The 19,988-nt window shown below is 36.4% G+C and carries 13 protein-coding genes; 7 read left to right on the top strand and 6 right to left on the bottom strand.

The genetic code is table 11. The annotated features are described in order from the left end of the window. Positions 1–6 precede the first annotated feature (6 nt). On the top strand, positions 7–1,404 hold the full coding sequence (locus JAZ75_RS05425; protein WP_208700472.1) for an MBL fold metallo-hydrolase: 1,398 nt from the start codon (positions 7–9) through the stop codon (positions 1,402–1,404). Between the two features lie 30 nt (positions 1,405–1,434). Here the strand turns inward: JAZ75_RS05425 and JAZ75_RS05430 are convergent, their stop codons facing one another. Next, positions 1,435–2,295, bottom strand: coding sequence for a hypothetical protein (locus JAZ75_RS05430; protein ID WP_208700474.1), 861 nt, complete (start codon positions 2,293–2,295; stop codon positions 1,435–1,437). A gap of 131 nt (positions 2,296–2,426) precedes the next feature. On the opposite strand from JAZ75_RS05430, the gene JAZ75_RS05435 reads away from it, so the two are divergent. Beyond that, positions 2,427–4,298 carry a M1 family metallopeptidase gene (locus tag JAZ75_RS05435; protein ID WP_208700475.1) on the top strand — a complete coding sequence of 624 codons (1,872 nt, stop codon included), beginning with the start codon at positions 2,427–2,429 and terminating at the stop codon, positions 4,296–4,298. Positions 4,299–4,344: 46 nt separating this feature from the next. Here the strand turns inward: JAZ75_RS05435 and JAZ75_RS05440 are convergent, their stop codons facing one another. Continuing rightward, positions 4,345–5,766 (bottom strand): RtcB family protein, encoded by a 1,422-nt coding sequence (locus tag JAZ75_RS05440; RefSeq protein WP_197086419.1) that lies wholly within the window; start codon positions 5,764–5,766, stop codon positions 4,345–4,347. Positions 5,767–5,933: 167 nt separating this feature from the next. Further along, positions 5,934–7,028, bottom strand: coding sequence for a slipin family protein (locus JAZ75_RS05445; RefSeq protein ID WP_021187999.1), 1,095 nt, complete (start codon positions 7,026–7,028; stop codon positions 5,934–5,936). Between the two features lie 920 nt (positions 7,029–7,948). On the opposite strand from JAZ75_RS05445, the gene JAZ75_RS05450 reads away from it, so the two are divergent. Continuing rightward, positions 7,949–8,974, top strand: coding sequence for a helix-turn-helix transcriptional regulator (locus tag JAZ75_RS05450; RefSeq protein WP_132771601.1), 1,026 nt, complete (start codon positions 7,949–7,951; stop codon positions 8,972–8,974). Between the two features lie 53 nt (positions 8,975–9,027). Next, positions 9,028–10,152, top strand: a complete 1,125-nt coding sequence (hemW, locus tag JAZ75_RS05455) for a radical SAM family heme chaperone HemW (protein WP_208700478.1) — start codon at positions 9,028–9,030, stop codon at positions 10,150–10,152. 35 nt (positions 10,153–10,187) lie between these two features. Here hemW and JAZ75_RS05460 read toward each other — a convergent pair whose 3' ends face one another. Continuing rightward, a complete protein-coding gene (locus JAZ75_RS05460) occupies positions 10,188–11,432 on the bottom strand; it encodes a 3-deoxy-D-manno-octulosonic acid transferase (RefSeq protein WP_208700480.1) in 1,245 nt (414 codons plus the stop codon). A gap of 193 nt (positions 11,433–11,625) precedes the next feature. Between JAZ75_RS05460 and galE the strand changes: the two genes are divergently transcribed. After that, the gene (gene galE / locus JAZ75_RS05465) at positions 11,626–12,654 is read left to right on the top strand and encodes a UDP-glucose 4-epimerase GalE (protein WP_021187996.1); all 1,029 of its coding nucleotides are present in this window, start codon (positions 11,626–11,628) and stop codon (positions 12,652–12,654) included. 96 nt (positions 12,655–12,750) lie between these two features. Here the strand turns inward: galE and JAZ75_RS05470 are convergent, their stop codons facing one another. Next, positions 12,751–14,487, bottom strand: a complete 1,737-nt coding sequence (locus JAZ75_RS05470; protein WP_208700482.1) for a hypothetical protein — start codon at positions 14,485–14,487, stop codon at positions 12,751–12,753. Between the two features lie 212 nt (positions 14,488–14,699). Between JAZ75_RS05470 and JAZ75_RS05475 the strand changes: the two genes are divergently transcribed. Continuing rightward, positions 14,700–15,281 carry a hypothetical protein gene (locus tag JAZ75_RS05475; protein WP_021187994.1) on the top strand — a complete coding sequence of 194 codons (582 nt, stop codon included), beginning with the start codon at positions 14,700–14,702 and terminating at the stop codon, positions 15,279–15,281. A gap of 141 nt (positions 15,282–15,422) precedes the next feature. Next, the gene (mfd, locus tag JAZ75_RS05480) at positions 15,423–18,758 is read left to right on the top strand and encodes a transcription-repair coupling factor (RefSeq protein WP_132771605.1); all 3,336 of its coding nucleotides are present in this window, start codon (positions 15,423–15,425) and stop codon (positions 18,756–18,758) included. A 76-nt stretch (positions 18,759–18,834) separates the two neighbouring features. Here the strand turns inward: mfd and galK are convergent, their stop codons facing one another. Continuing rightward, entirely contained in the window at positions 18,835–19,986 is a 1,152-nt protein-coding gene (galK, locus tag JAZ75_RS05485; RefSeq protein ID WP_232789363.1) for a galactokinase, read from the bottom strand. Positions 19,987–19,988 lie beyond the last annotated feature (2 nt).

Here is a 19,988-nt window from a genome sequence, read left to right on the forward strand (position 1 = left end):
TAAATTATGTTTTTCCAACACATTTTCGAATCATCATTAGCACATGCAAGTTACCTTATTGGCTGTCAAGCCAAAGGCGTAGCAATTGTGATAGATCCTAAAAGAGATGTAGACACATACCTATCAATTGCAGAAAAAAACAATTTAAAAATAACTCATATCGCAGAAACCCACATTCATGCCGACTATCTTTCGGGATCATTAGAATTAGCATCGCTAACAGGAGCTCAACTCTATCTATCTGATGAAGGAGGGCCAGAGTGGCAGTATGATTTTGATCATATCGGGTTAAAGCATCAAGATGAAATAAAATTAGGGAATCTTATTTTCAAAGTACTACATACACCAGGACATACGCCTGAAAGTATCAGTTTCCTATTAACCGATACTCCAGCAACGAGCGAACCCGTCATGTTATTTACAGGAGATTTTGTCTTCGTTGGCGATGTGGGTCGTCCAGATCTATTAGAAAATGCGGCAGGACTTATTGGCACAAAAGAAATTGGAGCACATCAAATGTTCGAATCCTTGAAAATATTTGCCAACCTTCCCGAATTCGTCCAAGTATGGCCTGCACATGGAGCAGGATCAGCGTGTGGAAAAGCTTTAGGCGCAGTCCCAAGTACAACTATCGGATATGAAAAAGTAAGAAACTGGGCATTACAATTTGGAAATAATGAAGTGGGGTTTGTAGAAGAACTGTTAAGTGGGCAGCCAGAACCACCAAAGTATTTTGCAATGATGAAAAAACTCAACAAAATCAAGCGTCCATTATTAACATCCGTACCCAATTACAAAGAATTAGAGACGAATGAATTTGTATCGCATTATCAAAATAATGTAACAGTTATTGATACACGCCATAAAATAGAGTTTGCAAAAGGATTTATCCCAAATAGCATTAACATTCAAAATAACAAAGCATTCAGCAATTGGGCTGGCTGGATATTAGATTATAATAACCCTTTTATACTCATTGTTTCAAAAGACCAATTAGAAGACGTTACACGAAAACTAATGCGCATAGGTATTGATCAGGCGATTGGTTTTATCACTCCCGAAACAATAACGACACTTGGCTTACCTCTTGAAAAGCAGAAAATTATTGATTTCGAAGAAATGAATAATGCTTTAAATAATCCTAATGCACAAATTCTAGATGTTCGCAATGAGAATGAATTTAAAACTGCACATCTTCCAAATGCAACACATTTATTCGTGGGAACTTTAACCGAAAATCTTCATAAAATTGACACCAACAAAGAACTTTATTTACACTGTCAGTCAGGAGATCGTGCTACTATAGCCACTTCACTCCTTTATAGAGCAGGGATAAAAAAGATTAAAAATTATAGTGGTTCCATGAAAGATTGGAAAGAAAAGAATGGCCAGCTTATTAAATAGAAAAAGCGGATTAATCCGCTTTTTCTATTTTTAAAGACTACGTTCAGGGATCTTGAAGTATGTAAGGACATTCGTCTTATTATCAACAATATCGCCCTTTTTATTTGTGCCCAATTTATGATTAACCACTGAAATATATTGATAATTATCAGCGTCAGATTCATAAATCGTGACAGTTGCAAACGTAGCACCCAAATCATCACTTTGAAGATACGTTTGTAGGCTTGTAAAATCTTTTTTTTGCAAATTCTGTTCGAGTATCTGCTTATCTTGGATATAAGCAATTTGTTTTTCCAGTTCCCTTTTTCTCATCCATTCATTACCCCTCTCAGAAAAAGGTTCAGTTGTCTTACCCGAAAAGGCTAATACCATAGGATAGATAATAATGGTAGCCGCCTCAATACCCCATAAAATCCACAAAGGCCAGCCACTCACAACATTTTTCTGTAGAGAAAAAGTTCCAACTGCATTTAATTCTTGAATCCCGCTAAAGGTATCCGTTGGGTGAAATAGAAAGTATAAAAAACCATCCAAATTAAAGGAAGACTTCACCCATATATCGCCTCCCATTGTACCTTCCGCATTAAACATCAAAGAAACAAATAAGCACCATTGCGCATAACAGGCAACTAAAGTACAGACCAAAGTAAGCAAAAGTGCAATCATCCTGTTCCTAACTTTTCCTATCTTTAGAAGAACATCAATGACATAAAATAAACCATATGCTAATCCAAATGTGATTAAAAAATTGAAATACACAAGTGGTATAAACCATTGCAAAGCAATATAAACAATAGCTAAAATAACAGAAGCACATAATCCAGCAACAATAGCAAATAGGACTCCCCCAATCGGAGCTTTTCCTGAAGATTTATAATAGGTTTCCTCCATATAAATTTGATTATATATATATCTAAAATAACAATTGAAAGATGTAAAAACAACCCTTTATCAAACAAATATTACAAAACAGCACTTCTTTAAGTTCCACAAATTCCTAATCATTTTTGTAAATTTGGACCATGAATTTGAAATACCTCTACACATTAATCGTAGGATTGTTCGTCTTTCAGACAGCAACAGCACAACGAAAAGGCTATTGGCAACAGACCGTAGATTATAAAATGAACATTGATGTGAATGAGAAGACATATCAATATGACGGAAATATGCAATTGAAATACAGTAATAATTCAGGACAATCACTCAAAAAAGTGTATTTCCACCTGTATTTCAACGCCTTTCAACCAGGATCAATGATGGACAACAGACTGGCAAACATTGCCGATCCAGACAAAAGAATGACCACTAATCTTGGAACAAAAGATAAACCCAAATACCAGAGCCGTATTGCTACATTAACAGCAAAACAAATTGGTTATCAAAAAATAAAATCATTAACGATGAATGGTAACAACACCAATTTCAAAGTTGATGGTACCATTTTAGAAGTGACCCTTCCTAATGAAATTGAAGACGGCGAAACCGCAATATTTGAGATGAACTGGGAAGCCCAAGTCCCTGAACAAATCAGAAGATCGGGACGCAATTCTAAAGAAGGAGTCGCCTTATCCATGGCGCAATGGTATCCTAAAATGGCACATTTTGATGAATTTGGATGGCACTTAGATGAGTATATTGGACGCGAATTTATCGCCCCATTTGGAGACTTTGATATCACCATCAATATCAACAAAAATTATATTCTAGGCGCATCCGGTGTTTTACAAAACCCTACAGAAGTAAAAGGCTATGTTGGAAAACCAAGGATTAAAGCAAAAGATAATAAAGTCCAATGGCACTATGTTGCTAAAAACATCCATGACTTTGTTTGGGCTGCAGATCCAAAATTTGTTGTTGACTCCGCGAAGAGCAACCAAGGAGTGCATGTTTATACAGTATATATTCCAGAAAGCGATTCTGTCAAAACAAATTGGAAAACAGCACTTGGATTAGCAACAGAGTTTTTTGATTTCAATTCTAAGACATTTGGAGCTTACCCTTGGCCAAATTATACCATTATCCAAGGAGGAGATGGAGGAATGGAATATGGAACTGCAACGTTGGTTACAGGTGGCCGTAATTTAAAAAGCCTAGTTGGTGTCATCTTCCACGAAGCAGCCCACTCGTGGTACCAGCACTTATTTGGCATTAATGAAACCGTAGACGAATGGTTTGACGAAGGTTTCACTTCTTATGTAGAAGAACTTGCCATGCAAAATCTATTTGAAAAACGTGGAGCCATTGAAGCTAACCCATCAATAGAAGCTTATCGTGCATATTACAAACTAGCTTTATCAGGAAAAGAAGAACCTGCAAGCCTACTTGCCGATTATTACAACACCAACTATGCATACAGTAATGAAGCTTACAACAAAGGCCAGGTACTAGCAGTACAGTTGGGTTATATTATCGGTAAAGATAACTTGGACAAAACATTTTTAGAATTCTATAAACAATGGAAATTCAAACATCCAACACCGAATGATTTTAAAAGAATTGCAGAAAATATATCAGGAATCAATCTGAAATGGTACTTCAACCTCTTTATAAACACAACTCGTAAGATTGATTATGCAATCAAAACGGTTACCGATAAAGAAATTATCTTACAGAACAAATCCGACTTTGCAATGCCTATTGATCTATTAGTAACATATGAAGATGGCACAAAAGAACTTTTCTATATCCCATTACGTGAAATGAGAGGCGAAAAGCCATCGGAAAACTTCAAGATATACGAAGGTATTAAAAGAACAACATTGGAAGACTGGAACTGGACACAGCCATCCTATGAGATCAATTTAACAAAAAAACCAGCAAAAGTAATCATTGATCCATCGCTACGCTTAGCAGATATTGAATCCAACGACAATATCTGGGAAAAGAAATAACATAAAAATAAGAGGCCGGTTAATAAACCGGCCTCTTATTTTTATGTTAATCTTCCCGACTTCCATCATCAGCCATGCGCACAATCTTCGGAGAGAAACTCGCGATAATATCTACCAGATCTTCTTGCGCAGCCATCACCTCGTGAATATTTTTATAAGCCATTGGTGCTTCATCCAATCCGGCACCGATTAAAGTGATACCATTATCCGACAACATGGATTTTAGATCTTTACGGGCTATGGTTTTTATAGCTTTCGTACGACTCATCAAACGTCCAGCACCATGAGAAGCCGAATGAATTGCCTCCTCTTTTCCTTTCCCTCGTACTAAGAAACCTGGAGTGGCCATCGATCCAGGAATAATACCCAGCACCCCTTTCGCGGCAGGAGTTGCTCCCTTCCGATGCACAATCACCTCCTCGCCTTGGTGTAACTCCTTCCATGCAAAATTATGATGATTTTCGATCATCGCCAATCGCTCTGCACCTAATGCCCTACCGATTTTCTCATGTATTACCTCGTGGCAAGCCGAAGCATAATCACCAGCAAGATTCATCGCTAACCAATACTCTTGCCCTTCCGCAGTATCTAAACTCATATAAGCCAAATTCTGAGCTTCATAAGGTAAAGAACAAAGCTTTTTAGCCAATTTAGTATAATGATCGGCAATAGTTGCGCCCAATCCCCTAGATCCCGAGTGCGTCAATAAAGCCACATATCGACCTTTCTCAATACCAAGTGTACGATCTGTTTCTTTAAACTCCATGACCCCAAATTCAACAAAGTGATTTCCCCCACCAGAAGAGCCTAACTGCGTCCAAGCCTTATCCTTTAATTGACGAATAAAATCATTCGCTTCAAAAGCTTTATTCGCTAATACAGCGTGGTCAACACGTTCATGTTTTAAATAACCATGTCCAGCACCAAATTTGGTATTATCCATAATCACTTTCTTATATAAATCATGATGCAGATAAAGATGCTCTTCGGGTACATCAAAAATTGACAATGCCATTCGACAACCGATATCAACACCCACACCATAAGGAATGACAGCATGATGAGTAGCCAATACCCCACCAATTGGCAAACCATATCCTTGATGCGCATCGGGCATTAATGCTCCTGCAACTGCAACAGGAAGCTTCATCGCTAGATCCATCTGGCGCAATGCCCCCTCTTCAATCTGTGACTCACCATAAATAGTGTATTGTTGTTTCCCCTCCTTTAAAGAAATCGTAGCTTTAGCTACTTCATCAACATTTAAAAGTGCTGACGCTAGCGACTTGAATAGCCCATCCTCCAAATAGCTATCCGGAGTGGCCAATACTTCTGCAAACTTCAACAACATCTCTTCACGGGTAAACCCTAATCTCTTTTTATTAATTTTCAATGCTTCACCTAAAGCAAAATTCTCTTCATAGCCTAAAGCAATTAAGTCATTGCCATTTATTCTTTTATTTTCCATCATGATCTTACTCAAATCCATTGTACTGAAACCATTGCTTACAGATTGACAATCTTTCACATCGGTTATTCATTTCTCTTAAGCAAGGAACAGCACCTCTTTACCGCTGTCCCCTGCACCTCTTTATTTATACCTCCGTTTTACGCTAAAATAAAACGATAACTCTATCATTTCACAAACAGCTGCTTCAGCTGATCCACAATCTGACCATTACCCGAAACCGAAATATTGTTTATTTTTTCTGCAATCTTCTCCACATATTCCATCTCTTTCAATTTAAACAACATCGCGTTATCTTCCATTAATTTCGCTGTATTCAACAAGCTTCTTGTAGAAGCAGTTTCTTCACGCCGCGTGATGATATTGGCTTGAGCTTTTTTTTCCGCGACCAGTACCTGATTCATTATCTCTCGGATATCGCCTGGCAAGATGATATCTTTAACACCGGCATGAAATACCTTGACACCCAGCAATTCAACCTGTGAAGCAGTCTCCTCTAGCACATGTGCGTTGATTGCAGATTTATTGTCCATCAGTTCATCCAAAGTCATTCGACCTATATAAGAACGTAATGCCAATTGCATCAACATATACAACTGCTTCTCAAAATCTTTGTTTTCAAGCATTGCTTTCAGTACATCCACAACTTGGTACTGTATCGAAAAATTAATCCTAATCTGCGCCTTGTCTTTAGTCAAAATCTCTTGACCAGCAATATCCATAGTCGTCAATCGTATATCTACTTTTGAAATACTGATGGATGTCGCATTTTTCCACCAGTAATATGTACCCGCTTCCAATATCTTTGAAAATGCTCCATTAAGAAATAGTAAACCTTTTTCCGAAGGCTCCAACTTAAACTGCCGTACGTAGTAAGCCAGCGTCTGCTTCTCCAACAGTTGCTTATGTACTGTCGTTCCTATTTCTATATCAGTAATATCCTCCTTTTGAAAATGATAGGTTAATAAACCCTTCCAGAAAACATGCCTGCCCGCTGCTAGTACCTGCTTATAGTTGTTGTTAACAAAAACCAGACAGATCTCATTATCGGAAACTTCCACCAATTCCACATGCTCCGAAAAACCTGCAAGCTGCATCAATACATCGACATCCAAGCTACCTGGAAAAGGCTTCGACAAATCATATAATTCCAGTTTTTCACCAAAACCTAGCCAGTATTTTCCAGCAGGCACTACGCGGATATAACGATTTTTTTTAACAACTAATCCCAATTGATTGATATCTATACTTACTCTTTTCATTTCTAATTTTATTTTTTATTATACTCTTCCCCAACACAAAACACTGTGTTTTATCAGAATATACTATTGTTCTAACATTTTCTCGCGATCAAAAAGATCATCCTATTATTTATAAACGCTTCGATTCCTGTTTATTGAATATGACCGGAATATAAAAGTGGGCTAAAAGAAAAATAAAATGATGACAGCTTATCCCTAAATAAAATACAGCCCATTCCTGTATTACTTTTAAGTATTCCACTATCCTCAACCCTATTGTTGCCTTTAGAACCTATTTTATACTACAAAGACCCCATTCAATTGTCTGCCCTTTTCACAAAAAGAGAAAACCAAACGAGAGACGAAGCGCTTATTAAGTGGAAACTTTTTTAAAGAAAGTTTAAACTTGAACATGGAACTTTCGTTCCTCCAACCGATGGACACACTTTTGAGATGTGCGTGGGATTCGAACCCACCTTTTTGTTGTACTCTACCCCCTGAGTTACTCCGTTCGAGATGGAGGTAGGATTCGAACCTACGACCCCAACATGAGACAATAGTAGTTTTTTAAGTCAGCATATTATTTTCAACTGAAATAATACTACCCTGCTATACAGAAACAGGAGACGAGGACTTTAAAATAATCCACTATGTCATACACCTTTTCAGGTATATATCTTAAAAGCTATTCGCTTAATTTCTCAAAGAACTATTTGTCTTGATCGACATTACAAATGTGCACACCTAATCACGCAACCTTACTGCGTAGCAAAAAATACTTTTAAAAAACAATACAAAAAATACATATATAACTGAAAATCAAATTTATAAATTTGAATATATATAAAAAAAATCTTAACAAAAAACTTCATGCGCAAATACATTGCGCAGTAAAAATGAATTTTGTACATTTAACTTTGTAAAATTTCATCAAAAAGAAGATGTCCACCAATAAACTTGCATTAATACGCTACAAAACCATAGACAGTTGTTTATGTCAACGTCATCGCAAATGGACGTTAGAAGATCTCATTGAAAAAGTATCCAATGCCCTTTACGAACTGGAAGGTATCCATAATGGGATAAGTAAAAGAACGATTCAAGGAGACATACAGCTTATGCGTAGCAATAAGTTAGGATATAATGCTCCAATCATTGTGACAGATCGGAAATTTTACAGCTATAGTGATCCAAAATATAGCATCAGTAATTCACCCATCACCTCCTTAGATATGAAGAAGATGAAAGAAGCCGTGGATTTACTCAAGCATCTTAATGGATTTTCTTATTTTGACGAGATGAGTGATATGATCTTACGTTTAGAAAATACACTCATTAAATCCGTAGGAATTCAAAAACCTGTCGTGCAAATGGAAAGTAATAAGCTACTGAAAGGTTTGAACTGGATCAGTACCTTACATCATGCCATCCTCGAAGAAATACCTTTACTTATCACCTACAAATCATTTAAGTCGCTTGCACCAACGCAAGATGTTTATTACCCATACCTTTTAAAAGAATACCGAAATAGGTGGTTTTTAATCTGTAAACCAAAAAAAGGAAAATTATTACTCAACCTTGCCCTTGATCGTATTGTAGATATTGATGAAATGGCAAAAAATGGTTTCATAGCCTATGATGGAATTGATTTCGATCGTTACTTTGCCGATACAATCGGCGTAACAAAAAGCCACAAAGACCGAGGGCAAAAAGTAATTTTAAAAATTGACAGTTTCAATGCTCCTTATGTAGAGACCAAACCATTACACAGCTCTCAACAGATCATCGATAAAAATAATGATGGTAGTATCATGATTCGTCTTGATGTCGTTTTAAACTTTGAACTGGAACGAGAAATATTGGGCTTTGGCGAGAATATAGAGGTTATTGCTCCCCGTAATCTACGCGATCGGATCAAAAGAAGAGTTCATAAAAACATGCAACAGTATACCAAAGAAATAGAATAAATCCATTTAAATATGGATTTTCCTTTACCTTTGCCTTCATATAAAACGTACCCATGATCTACTTTCACATTCCATTCTGTAAGCAAGCCTGTCATTACTGTGACTTTCACTTCAGCACGTCACTGAAATATAAAGACGAAATGCTCAGCATGCTATACAAGGAAGTGGAACTTAGAGCTGATTATCTGGAATACAAAAATATTCAGTCCATTTACTTTGGCGGTGGCACCCCCTCTATACTAGAAGCGGAAGATATCTCCAGACTGATTGACAAAGTATCGCAGCATTTCGAGATTGACACCAATGTTGAGATTACCTTAGAAGCTAATCCCGACGATCTTAAGCGAGAAAAAGTAGCGAAACTGCGGCAAACAGAAATCAATCGTTTTAGTATCGGCATTCAATCATTTTTTGAAGAAGATCTAAGATGGATGAACCGGGCACACAATCAAGAAGAAGCCGAATCCTGTATTATGCGGGTTCAAGATGCTGGATTCGAAAATATAACCTGTGACCTGATCTATGGCTTTCCATTATTAACCGATGAAAAGTGGAAAATGAATATGCAAAAGCTACTGGATTTTCAGATTCCACATATCTCATCCTACTCGATGACTGTAGAAAAGAAAACAGCGCTCGATCATATGATCAAAACAGGAAAAGCAACAGCAATAGATAGCGATCAAGCGGCTGATCAAATGTTGATGCTGATTGATCGATTAACAACTGCAGGATTTGAACAATATGAAATTTCCAATTTTGCTAAAAATGGGATGTATGCAAAGCATAATACGAACTATTGGAAAGGAAAGCATTATTTAGGTATAGGTCCATCTGCACATTCATTTAATGGTACATCACGTTCATGGAATATCGCGAATAATGCCAAATATATACACGATATCTCCCAAGGAGTACTTCCTTTGGAAACTGAAGAATTATCAGCCTTAGATCGTATCAATGAATATACGATGACCTCACTAAGGACGATGTGGGGTATTAATCTCACAATAGTGGAAGATAAATTCGGAGCAGAGGTCAAAAAACAATTATTGAACAATGCTGAAGAGTTCATCTACAACAAGCAGTTAACTCAAGTGGAAAATCAACTGACCCTTACAGATACAGGAAAACTCATGGCCGATCACATTATGTCAGAACTGTTTATTGTAGACTAGATGATCAAAGTTCGATCATATTTCTCATAATCACCTTACTTCAATAATTTAGAAGAATAAAGATATTTCATAATAATTGCAGTAGCACCAGCATGCTGCTGCACAAAACATTTTGCTTGTTTCCCGGAATATTCTCTTTTTACACTATCCTGCAGACATGTAAACACTTTATACAGTTCTTCCCGATTTTGAATTGAAAACCCAGCGCCTTGCTCAATCAGATCTTTAGCCTCTTGAAATTTATGATATTTAGGACCAAATATAACGGGAATACCATAAGTAGCAGCCTCTAATGTATTATGAATACCAATTCCAAAGCCTCCGCCGATATAACTCATCTTTCCATAACCATATAGCGACGACAACATGCCAATATTATCAATAATCAACACTTGAGCATGTGCTACTCTTTCATCAGCATACGAAACATATTTAGAGAATTGTAAAGCATCAGGAAATAACGCTAAAATTGCCCTTATATGAGTATCATGAATTTCATGTGGAGCCAATATCAGCTTCCACTTCGGAAATTCCAACATTAAATCTTTTAATAACTGCTCATCTTCTTGCCAAGTACTACCCGCAACCAAAACTGGATATTCTGCGACAAATTGCGTAACCTCATCGATCTGTTTTCTCTGCTTAGGCAATTCAACTACACGATCAAATCGCGTATCCCCTGTTAACCCAACATTTCTAAATCCATGCTCTTTCAATAAATGAACACTTTCTTCATTCTGCATGAAAAAATAAGTCACAGCACTCAATATCTCTCGAAAAAAACCGCCATAAGGCTGGAAGAAAATTTGATCAGGCCTGAAAATGGCAGAAATCATCAATAATGGTATCTGTCTATTTTTCAGCTCAGAAAAATAATGATACCAATACTCATATTTTGTAAAAACTACAAACTCAGGATTAATCAGATCAATAAACAGTTTTGCATTTTTTGCTATATCCTCAGGTAAATAAAAAACGTAATCTGCTAAATTTGTATTTTTACGAACTTCATATCCCGAGGGAGAATAAAAAGTAATAACAATTTTTTTTAAGGGGAAATCTTTTTTTATCCCTTCCAAAACAGCCCTTCCCTGCTCAAATTCACCCAAAGAAGCAAAATGAAACCAGATGTGATTTTGACCCGTTTCAACCGTTTGATTCATGCGTGCATACCAGTCCCTACGCCCCTCTACCCAAAGCTTTGCTTTCGGATGAAAAGGCGCTATTAAGCGTAATAAAAGCCCATAAAGATGGATTCCTAAAGAATAAAGAAGACGCATGTTCGTAAAATAATACTTATATTCGTCAAAGATATTAAACCCGTTTCTAATTGTTGGAAATAAGTAGAAAATAAGGCTGGGAAACGAATTTTAATAACCGAAGTGGTGAGATTAAAAAAACGATGACATATTATCGATAGGTATCAACTGAGCATTTAGATCACAAAGACTTTACATATTATAACTATAAACAATGAGCAAAATACTTGTAACAGGCGGAACAGGATATATTGGTTCGCATACAGTTGTTGAATTACATAATGCAGGCTATACACCGGTTATCGTTGACAACTTATCTAATTCTAGCATCAAAATGTTAGATCAAATTGAAAAAATCATCGGTATAAAGCCTGAGTTTCATCAGTTTGATCTATGTGATGACACCAAAGTTTTAGAATTTGTTAAAAACAATCCAGATATCAACGGTATCATTCATTTTGCGGCATCTAAAGCAGTAGGTGAGTCCGTTCAGAATCCATTAAAATATTATCACAACAACTTCTTTTCCCTAATCAATCTTTTAGAAGCTTATCGTGAAAAGCCGATAAACTTTGTCTTCTCTTCCAGTTGTACAGTTTATGGAGAACCTGATTACTTACCTGTTGACGAGGCTGCCCCAGTAAAAAAAGCAACTTCTCCATATGGTAACACCAAACAGATTGCAGAAGAAATATTAGAAGAAACTGCAAATGCATATGACAATTTTAATATTATTGCATTACGTTATTTCAATCCTGTAGGAGCACATGAGTCAGCATTAATTGGCGAATTACCATTAGGAGTTCCTCAAAATCTTCTCCCATTCATTACCCAAACAGCTATAGGAAAACGCGATAAATTGACTGTTTTTGGAAATGACTTCGATACAAAGGACGGTTTCTGTGTACGTGACTTTATCCATGTTGTAGATTTAGCAAAAGCACACGTTGCAGCAATCAAATTATTGGAAAAAGGAAATCCTAAAGGAAAGTACGATGTATTTAATGTAGGCACAGGAAATGGATATTCTGTTTTAGAAGCTATAAAAGCTTTTGAAGAAGCTTCAGGCCAAAAACTAAACTATGTCGTAGGACCACGTCGTGAAGGCGATATCGTCAAGGTATATGGCGATGTCACAAAATCAACCAATGAGTTAAATTGGAAAGCACAATTAGGCATCTTCGAAATGATGGATAGCGCTTGGAAGTGGGAGAAATACCTGCAGGAAAATCCAATCGATTAAAAAAATAAAAGGAGTTAACGTTTAGTGTTAACTCCTTTTATTTTTTATCCATAAACAGATATTTGACTTTGAAAGTGGAGATCACCTATGACAGCGCTACGATTTTAAATTCGAAGACAATACGGTGTAACGGTCTTCCCCTATTTTCTTCTTCAATCTCTGTTTAGCTTTCTTCACAGCATCCTCAGTCACGCCCAATAAATTAGATATCTCGTTATTTTTTAAGCCTAACTTACCTAAAAATATGAATCTCAGATTTGATTCAGTCAATTCTGGAAATTTTCTAAGGATATCATTGTAAAAAAGCGGATACTCCTTCACAAAAGCTTCCTTAAATAAACTCCATTTATCTTCAGTCATTAAATGGGATTCCAACAATGCTTGTAGTTGCCCCCTTTCATTCTCAATAACAGAAAAAGAAGTTTGTTTTACAGTTTCTATTTCATCTTTCAAATTAGCGATATACTCATTCTTCTCTTTTAGATATATAGTAAAAGAAGATAAATTATTATTTGCTTCCATTAGCTTTTGGTCAGACAAATACTTTTCCATCTGCAGGCCTAATACACGCCTCTCATAGATAATTCTACGCACCTTCAGTTTTCTGTTAAAAAGAAAATACAAACTTATCGATAACGCCAATAATAATACAACAACAATACTATACGCTCTCTTTTTAAACAATTCTTTCTCGAATTGTTCTTTGCCCAGTTCTATTCTATGAATATATTTCTGTTTATCCGCCAGCCATTTTAATTGTTGCAGTTTCTCATCGCTATTCCACAGCTGTAAGCTATCATTAATCTGAATCAGTCTCCTCCTGGCTAAAAGTTCGCTATGGTCATCCTGCCGCTTTACAGCAATTTGTAAACTAACTTCCGTAATCTCCTTTTCAGATTTTTTCAGATACACTTTTTGAGTAGCGTAATTACTAGCTCGCTTGATCGCGTTCTCAGCGAGGTCTAATTTACCCTGATCGACATAAATCCGAGCCAATAAGATATAAGCGTACATGGTATTCTGATTACTACTATTGCGCTCAGAATAAACAAGGTCTTCCAATACTAAATCGACTGCTTTTCCGAAATCCCCTTTCCCCCGATAAATGAGTGCCTGATTACCAAGTGCCTTACCCAATCGAACTTCGTCACCATTAAGTTTAGACAGTGACTCCACTTCTTTAAAATAACGAAATGCTGTTACAGTATCTGCCAATTTCAGATATGCCGTACCTAATGCATCAAGGATACTTCCCATTTCTCTGGATTGAGGTGCTGCATGTTTACGGGCAAGATTTAGATATTCCATATTAGCCTCAGCATCACCGATACTACCAAAAAAATAAGCCATATTACGTAGGGAAATATCAGGATTAGGAAGTTTTTTCAGAGATATCTGAGGCAGTAAGTCGCGTAGACCTAAGAAAACTGGAAATGCGTCCGTATAATTATGCAAATCATACAGATAAAACCCATAATTGACTTTTGTCCAAAATTCAAGTTCTTTATCTTTGCTATTTTTTGCTTTTTTTATCGCAGTTAAATACAGATTTGTACTTCTAGCATTGGCCGAATCATAAACATTGGCAAATCCTCTTGCAAGCATATTATCGTATGCAATGAGCAAGGACTCATCATCATATATCTTCGAATAAGAAATGATAGGCTTTAAAAAATTTTTTAAAGCAATAGTATCAGTCCCAAAATCCCGCTCTTGTTTGATTAAATATTCAATCCGACTCTTACTGGAAAACAAATCCTCAAGCTTAATAGAATCCGCAAAAGCCGTATTCGCAAAAACTAACGTACAGAAAAATATATTTAGCAGTTTCAAATCAATGGAAGATTATTAGGATGTAGGTATTTATCTACAAATATAAATAATTTTAGATGTAGTACGTCAAGAAGGTCTATTAAAATAATGTTATTAAAATTTTGATTTTATAGTAACATCAGGATGAACAATTAACCAACCGCTTTTTAAGGAAGGGCATACATCGTCGTTACTAATTTTAAAAATCATTAATTTTCACCTATCTTTAAATCATGTCAATTCATCAAGATCCCGAATTAAAAAAAGCTGTACTTAACCTTCCCTTAAAGGAAAAAGACAAGTTATTACTCCGATTGATTAGTAAAGATAAAATGCTAATCAAACAACTACATTTTCAGCTTTTAGAAGATGAATCTGACTTAGAACAGCGCATTGAACATCTGAGAAAACAGCTACAGAAACTTTTTGACATAGGTGAATCACAAGTGTACAATACGCCAAGTATGAGTAATTTCGTAGGATTAAGCAAATTGGTAAAACAAGCCAGCGGCATGGTTAACGAGCACGAAAAAATTACAAAAGATAAATTGAGTGAAGTAGAATTTCGTATTTACATTTTAGAAAGAGCCATCATGATGTACCCATCGTTATTTGGTTCATCTTACCAATCTGCCGCACATAAACTTCAAAAATATATAGCTGGCAGAATAAAACATGCTGTGTCAAAATATGAAAAAATTCATGAGGACCATCAGTTTGACTATAGAGAGCATTTCCAAGAAATACTTGATGCAGCAAATGCTACAGCATTAAAAGACTATATAAAAGTATTAAATGTAAATACAAACTTATAATACAGTTTTACAACACCGTCCAGTACCAATGACAATGTGACCTTACTAATTTTTTTGGTTATTTATAGCAGATAGCAAAAGCTTATTTTGTAACAACCCATCATTTTAACTAAATTCGCAATATTCCAAATTAGTGAACGCGTGGGAATTAAAGAAATTATAGAAAAATACGGTCAAAGTGAGTTGACACAAACTTTGACAAAAGCGATACAAGCTAAAAATCCAAAAGTCCATTTAAGAGGCCTTATCGGTTCATCTGATGCCGTTGTTGCAGTAGCGAGTTATACCCTACAAGAACGCCCCTACCTCTTTATCCTTCCAACACATGAAGATGCATCTTATTTCTTAAGTGATCTGGAAAGCCTTCTGGATAAACAGGTATTATTTTTTCCCGCCTCCTACCGTAAACCTTTTGATTTTACACAACTTGATGCAACACATGTTTTACAACGCGCAGAAACATTAAATGTACTAAATCATACTTCCGAATTACCAAAAATGGTTGTTACATACCCAGAAGCAATTGCTGAAAAGGTAATTAATAGAAGTGATCTGGAGAAAAACACGTTAGAAATAACCGAAAACACCAAATTAAGTATAGACTTTATCAATGAGTTTCTATTTGAATACGATTTCGACCGTGTAGATTTTGTTTACGAGCCTGGACAGTACGCCATTCGAGGAGGAATTGTCGATATATTCTCTTTCTCTAATGATCTTCCCTACCGAATAGAATTTTTTGGAGATGACATTGAAAGCATTCGAACATTTGAGATTGAATCCCAACTGTCTGTATCAAAAATTCATAAAGTAACCATCGTCCCCAATGTGCAGGCTAAATTCTTAAGTGCGCAAAATATTTCCCTTTTGGAGTATATTGACAAAGATGCAGTTGTTTGGATAAAAGATGTTCAGTTCACATTGGATACGATAAAAGATGGAAATAAAAAAGCAACCGAGTTTTGGAATGCTTTATCAGAAAAAGAAAAGAAAGACAATTCAGAGTGGATAAATCCCGCCTATGGATTCTCTGACGAAAAGAATTTCAATGCACTCCTTTTTGATTTCCCAATCGTCGAATTCGGAAAACAATTCTTCTATAAAGCCGAAACGACAATCAAATTTGATATCCACCCACAACCCTCATTCAATAAAGATTTCAATCTATTGATCCATAATTTTAAAGAGAATGAGAAAAATAAAATCGAAAATTTAATCTTCTCAGATTCGCCTAAACAAATAGAGCGGATATATAAAATCTTAGAAGATCTCGACAAAACAGTTACCTTTATTCCTGTCCATAAAGGATTCAGAGAAGGATTTAGGGACGATGATGTCAAATTAGCCTGCTATACAGATCATCAAATTTTTGATCGATATTATAAGTACAAGCGAAAAAAAGGTTATGAAAAAAGTCAGGCCATCACGTTAAAAGATCTGCGAGATCTTAAACCAGGTGATTATATTACCCATATCGACCATGGTGTCGGAAAGTATGCTGGACTTGAGAAAGTGGAAGTCAATGGCAAATCTCAGGAAATGATCCGATTGAGTTATGCTGACAATGACCTTCTGTACGTAAACATCAACTCCTTAAATCGGATTTCCAAGTATTCAGGAAAAGAAGGTTCTATTCCAAAAATGAATAAACTGGGAACAGATGTATGGGACAAGCTAAAGAAAACCACAAAGAAAAAAGTCAAGGACATTGCCCGAGACTTGATCATGCTCTATGCGAAACGTAAAGCACAGACCGGTACGGCCTTTAGTCCGGATTCTTATTTACAGAATGAGCTGGAAGCTTCTTTTATTTATGAAGACACACCAGATCAAGAAAAAGCTACTGCAGATGTAAAACGTGATATGGAATCGCCACATCCGATGGACCGTCTAGTATGTGGTGATGTTGGTTTTGGAAAAACGGAAATTGCTATACGAGCAGCATTTAAAGCTGTTGCAGACAGCAAGCAGGTTGCAGTACTTGTACCAACAACGATTCTTGCACATCAGCATTACCGAACTTTTACTGAACGCCTCAAAGATCTACCGTGTACCATAGATTATATCAATAGATTTAAAACAGCAAAACAAATTAAAGAAACATTGGCAAAATTAGCTGAGGGGAAAATTGATATTATCATCGGTACTCATCGCCTAGTAAGTAAGGATGTTAAATTTAAAGATCTGGGCTTGATGATCATTGATGAAGAACAAAAATTTGGAGTCTCCGTTAAAGAAAAATTAAAACTATTACGTGCCAATGTCGATTCACTGACATTAACCGCAACCCCTATACCCCGTACATTACACTTTTCGCTGATGGGGGCGCGAGATTTGAGTTTAATCAACACGCCACCCCCCAATCGTCAACCTGTTCAAACAGAATTGCATGTATTCAATGAAACATTGATACAGGAAGCAGTATCCTTTGAACTGGAACGCGGTGGACAAGTGTTCTTTATTCACAACCGTGTTGCCGATCTTAAGCAACTAGGTGCTATGATTCAAAAATTAGTCCCTAATGCACGCGTAGGTATAGCGCATGGACAGCTTGAAGGTGATGATCTCGAAGATGTTATGCTTAAGTTTATCAATCACGATTTTGATGTATTGGTTGCCACAACCATTATCGAAGCCGGATTGGATATTCCCAATGCCAATACCATCATCATTAACCATGCGCATATGTTTGGTCTAAGCGATCTTCATCAGATGCGTGGACGTGTAGGTCGCTCAAATAAAAAATCATTCTGTTACCTACTTAGCCCTCCATTATCGACACTTACTCCAGAGGCTTATAAACGATTATCAGCAATCGAAGAGTTTTCAGAATTAGGGGCAGGATTTAATGTCGCTATGCGCGATCTTGATATTCGTGGCTCAGGAAATTTATTAGGTGGAGAACAATCTGGGTTTATTGCCGAAATTGGTTTTGAGATGTATCATAAAATTCTTGATGAAGCAATTCAGGAATTAAAAGAAGACGAATTCTCAGATGTCTTTGCCGATGATAAAGACCACAAATATGTCTCCTTTACGCAGATCGACACCGATATGGAAGTATTGATACCTGATGAATATGTAACCAATATTAGTGAGCGATATAACCTATATACGGAAATATCGAAACTCGAAAATGAAGACCAACTGACAGATTTCGCAGTATCATTAGAAGACCGATTCGGTCCGATACCACATGAAGTCTTTGAATTGTTTAATACTTTACGCCTACAATGGTTTGGAAAGCAGATTGGATTTGAAAAAATATCCTACAAGAAAAACACTTTAAAAGGATATTTCGTTAACAATCCAAAATCAACTTATTTCGAATCGGATCAATTTGGAAGAGTGCTTGCTTTTGTTCAGCAGCACCCAGAGATTAGTAATTTAAAAGAAATCAAAAAGCAACTTAGGCTGGCTTTAAGTAATGTGAATAGTATTAGTTATGCTTTAAAGCTTTTAAAAGAAATGGTATAATAGCATTTGCCATATGAGTACACGATCTAAAAAAAGGTATCTATCATTAAATAGAAACCTTTTTTTTGATTATTGATTACAAAACAGATGTACCATCATCTGTTTTCACCTGTATTACGGTCAATTCCTTACCAAATTTCGCGAAATATTCTGGTGAGATCTTCTCGATAAGTGCGGCAACAAAATTATTTTTCACAAGATTAATCGTGCAGCCACCAAAACCACCCCCCATTTGTCTTGCCCCCAGCACCTCAGGAAACTGTTTGATAAAATCCACCAAATAATCTGACTCAGCACAGCTCACTTCATATTCTTGACTCAAACCATGATGTGACTCCAATAGATTTTGTCCTAATGCTTTTAAATTACCAGCTTTCAGATGCTCACATGCCTCATGCACGCGTTCGCTTTCTTCAACGACAAAACGTGTTTTTGTATATACTTCAGCATCTCTATCTTTCACCATTTCATCCAACATCGAAACCGACACATCACGCATATTGACAACCTCAGGATATTTTTCCTTAACCCAATCAATAGCTTGCTTGCATTGTTCCACACGCTTGTTATACGCAGTATCTCCTAATGCATGTTTTACATTTGTATTCAGTAAAATGATTGTATAACCATCCAATATCAGAGGAACATATTCATATTCTAAAGAACGGCAATCGAGCTTTAATACCTGATCCTTTTTACCAAACGTAGAAGCAAACTGATCCATAATACCGCATTTTACTCCTGCATAAGTATGCTCGGCTAATTGTCCAATTTTTGGAATCTCCAAACGTGGAATATTTAACTCAAAAAGCTCACTTAAAGCTAAAGTCGTAGCACATTCTACAGCGGCAGAAGAAGATAGACCTGCTCCTAAGGGAACATCACCATCGATATAAAGATTAAATCCACCAACCAATAAACCCCTTTTCTGGATTTGATCAACAACCCCCAAGATATAGTTGGGCCAATGTAAATCTGTTGGTGCAATAGCATTTAAACTGATCTCGTAGACGGCCTTGTAATCTTCGGCATATAAAGAGATCAACTCATCATCTCTTTTAGATACAGCAATATATACCGCTTTATCGATAGCCGCTGGCAGCACAAACCCGTCATTATAATCGGTATGCTCTCCTATGATATTAATTCTACCTGGGGACCGTACAATAATAGGCTCAGCTTGAAAAATGGATGTAAATTTATTCTGTATAGATTCTTTAGTAATCATAA

The organism is Sphingobacterium sp. UDSM-2020 (assembly GCF_016132525.1).
In the GTDB taxonomy this organism is placed as follows: domain Bacteria; phylum Bacteroidota; class Bacteroidia; order Sphingobacteriales; family Sphingobacteriaceae; genus Sphingobacterium; species Sphingobacterium anhuiense.

Excerpts from the sequence above, each read along its gene's own strand:
- JAZ75_RS05425 (WP_208700472.1), top strand. The coding sequence starts at position 7 with ATGTTTTTCCAACACATTTTCGAATCATCATTAGCACATGCAAGTTAC.
- JAZ75_RS05430 (WP_208700474.1), bottom strand. The coding sequence starts at position 2,295 with ATGGAGGAAACCTATTATAAATCTTCAGGAAAAGCTCCGATTGGGGGA.
- JAZ75_RS05435 (WP_208700475.1), top strand. The coding sequence starts at position 2,427 with ATGAATTTGAAATACCTCTACACATTAATCGTAGGATTGTTCGTCTTT.
- JAZ75_RS05440 (WP_197086419.1), bottom strand. The coding sequence starts at position 5,766 with ATGGAAAATAAAAGAATAAATGGCAATGACTTAATTGCTTTAGGCTAT.
- JAZ75_RS05445 (WP_021187999.1), bottom strand. The coding sequence starts at position 7,028 with ATGAAAAGAGTAAGTATAGATATCAATCAATTGGGATTAGTTGTTAAA.
- JAZ75_RS05450 (WP_132771601.1), top strand. The coding sequence starts at position 7,949 with ATGTCCACCAATAAACTTGCATTAATACGCTACAAAACCATAGACAGT.
- hemW (WP_208700478.1), top strand. The coding sequence starts at position 9,028 with ATGATCTACTTTCACATTCCATTCTGTAAGCAAGCCTGTCATTACTGT.
- JAZ75_RS05460 (WP_208700480.1), bottom strand. The coding sequence starts at position 11,432 with ATGCGTCTTCTTTATTCTTTAGGAATCCATCTTTATGGGCTTTTATTA.
- galE (WP_021187996.1), top strand. The coding sequence starts at position 11,626 with ATGAGCAAAATACTTGTAACAGGCGGAACAGGATATATTGGTTCGCAT.
- JAZ75_RS05475 (WP_021187994.1), top strand. The coding sequence starts at position 14,700 with ATGTCAATTCATCAAGATCCCGAATTAAAAAAAGCTGTACTTAACCTT.
- galK (WP_232789363.1), bottom strand. The coding sequence starts at position 19,986 with ATGATTACTAAAGAATCTATACAGAATAAATTTACATCCATTTTTCAA.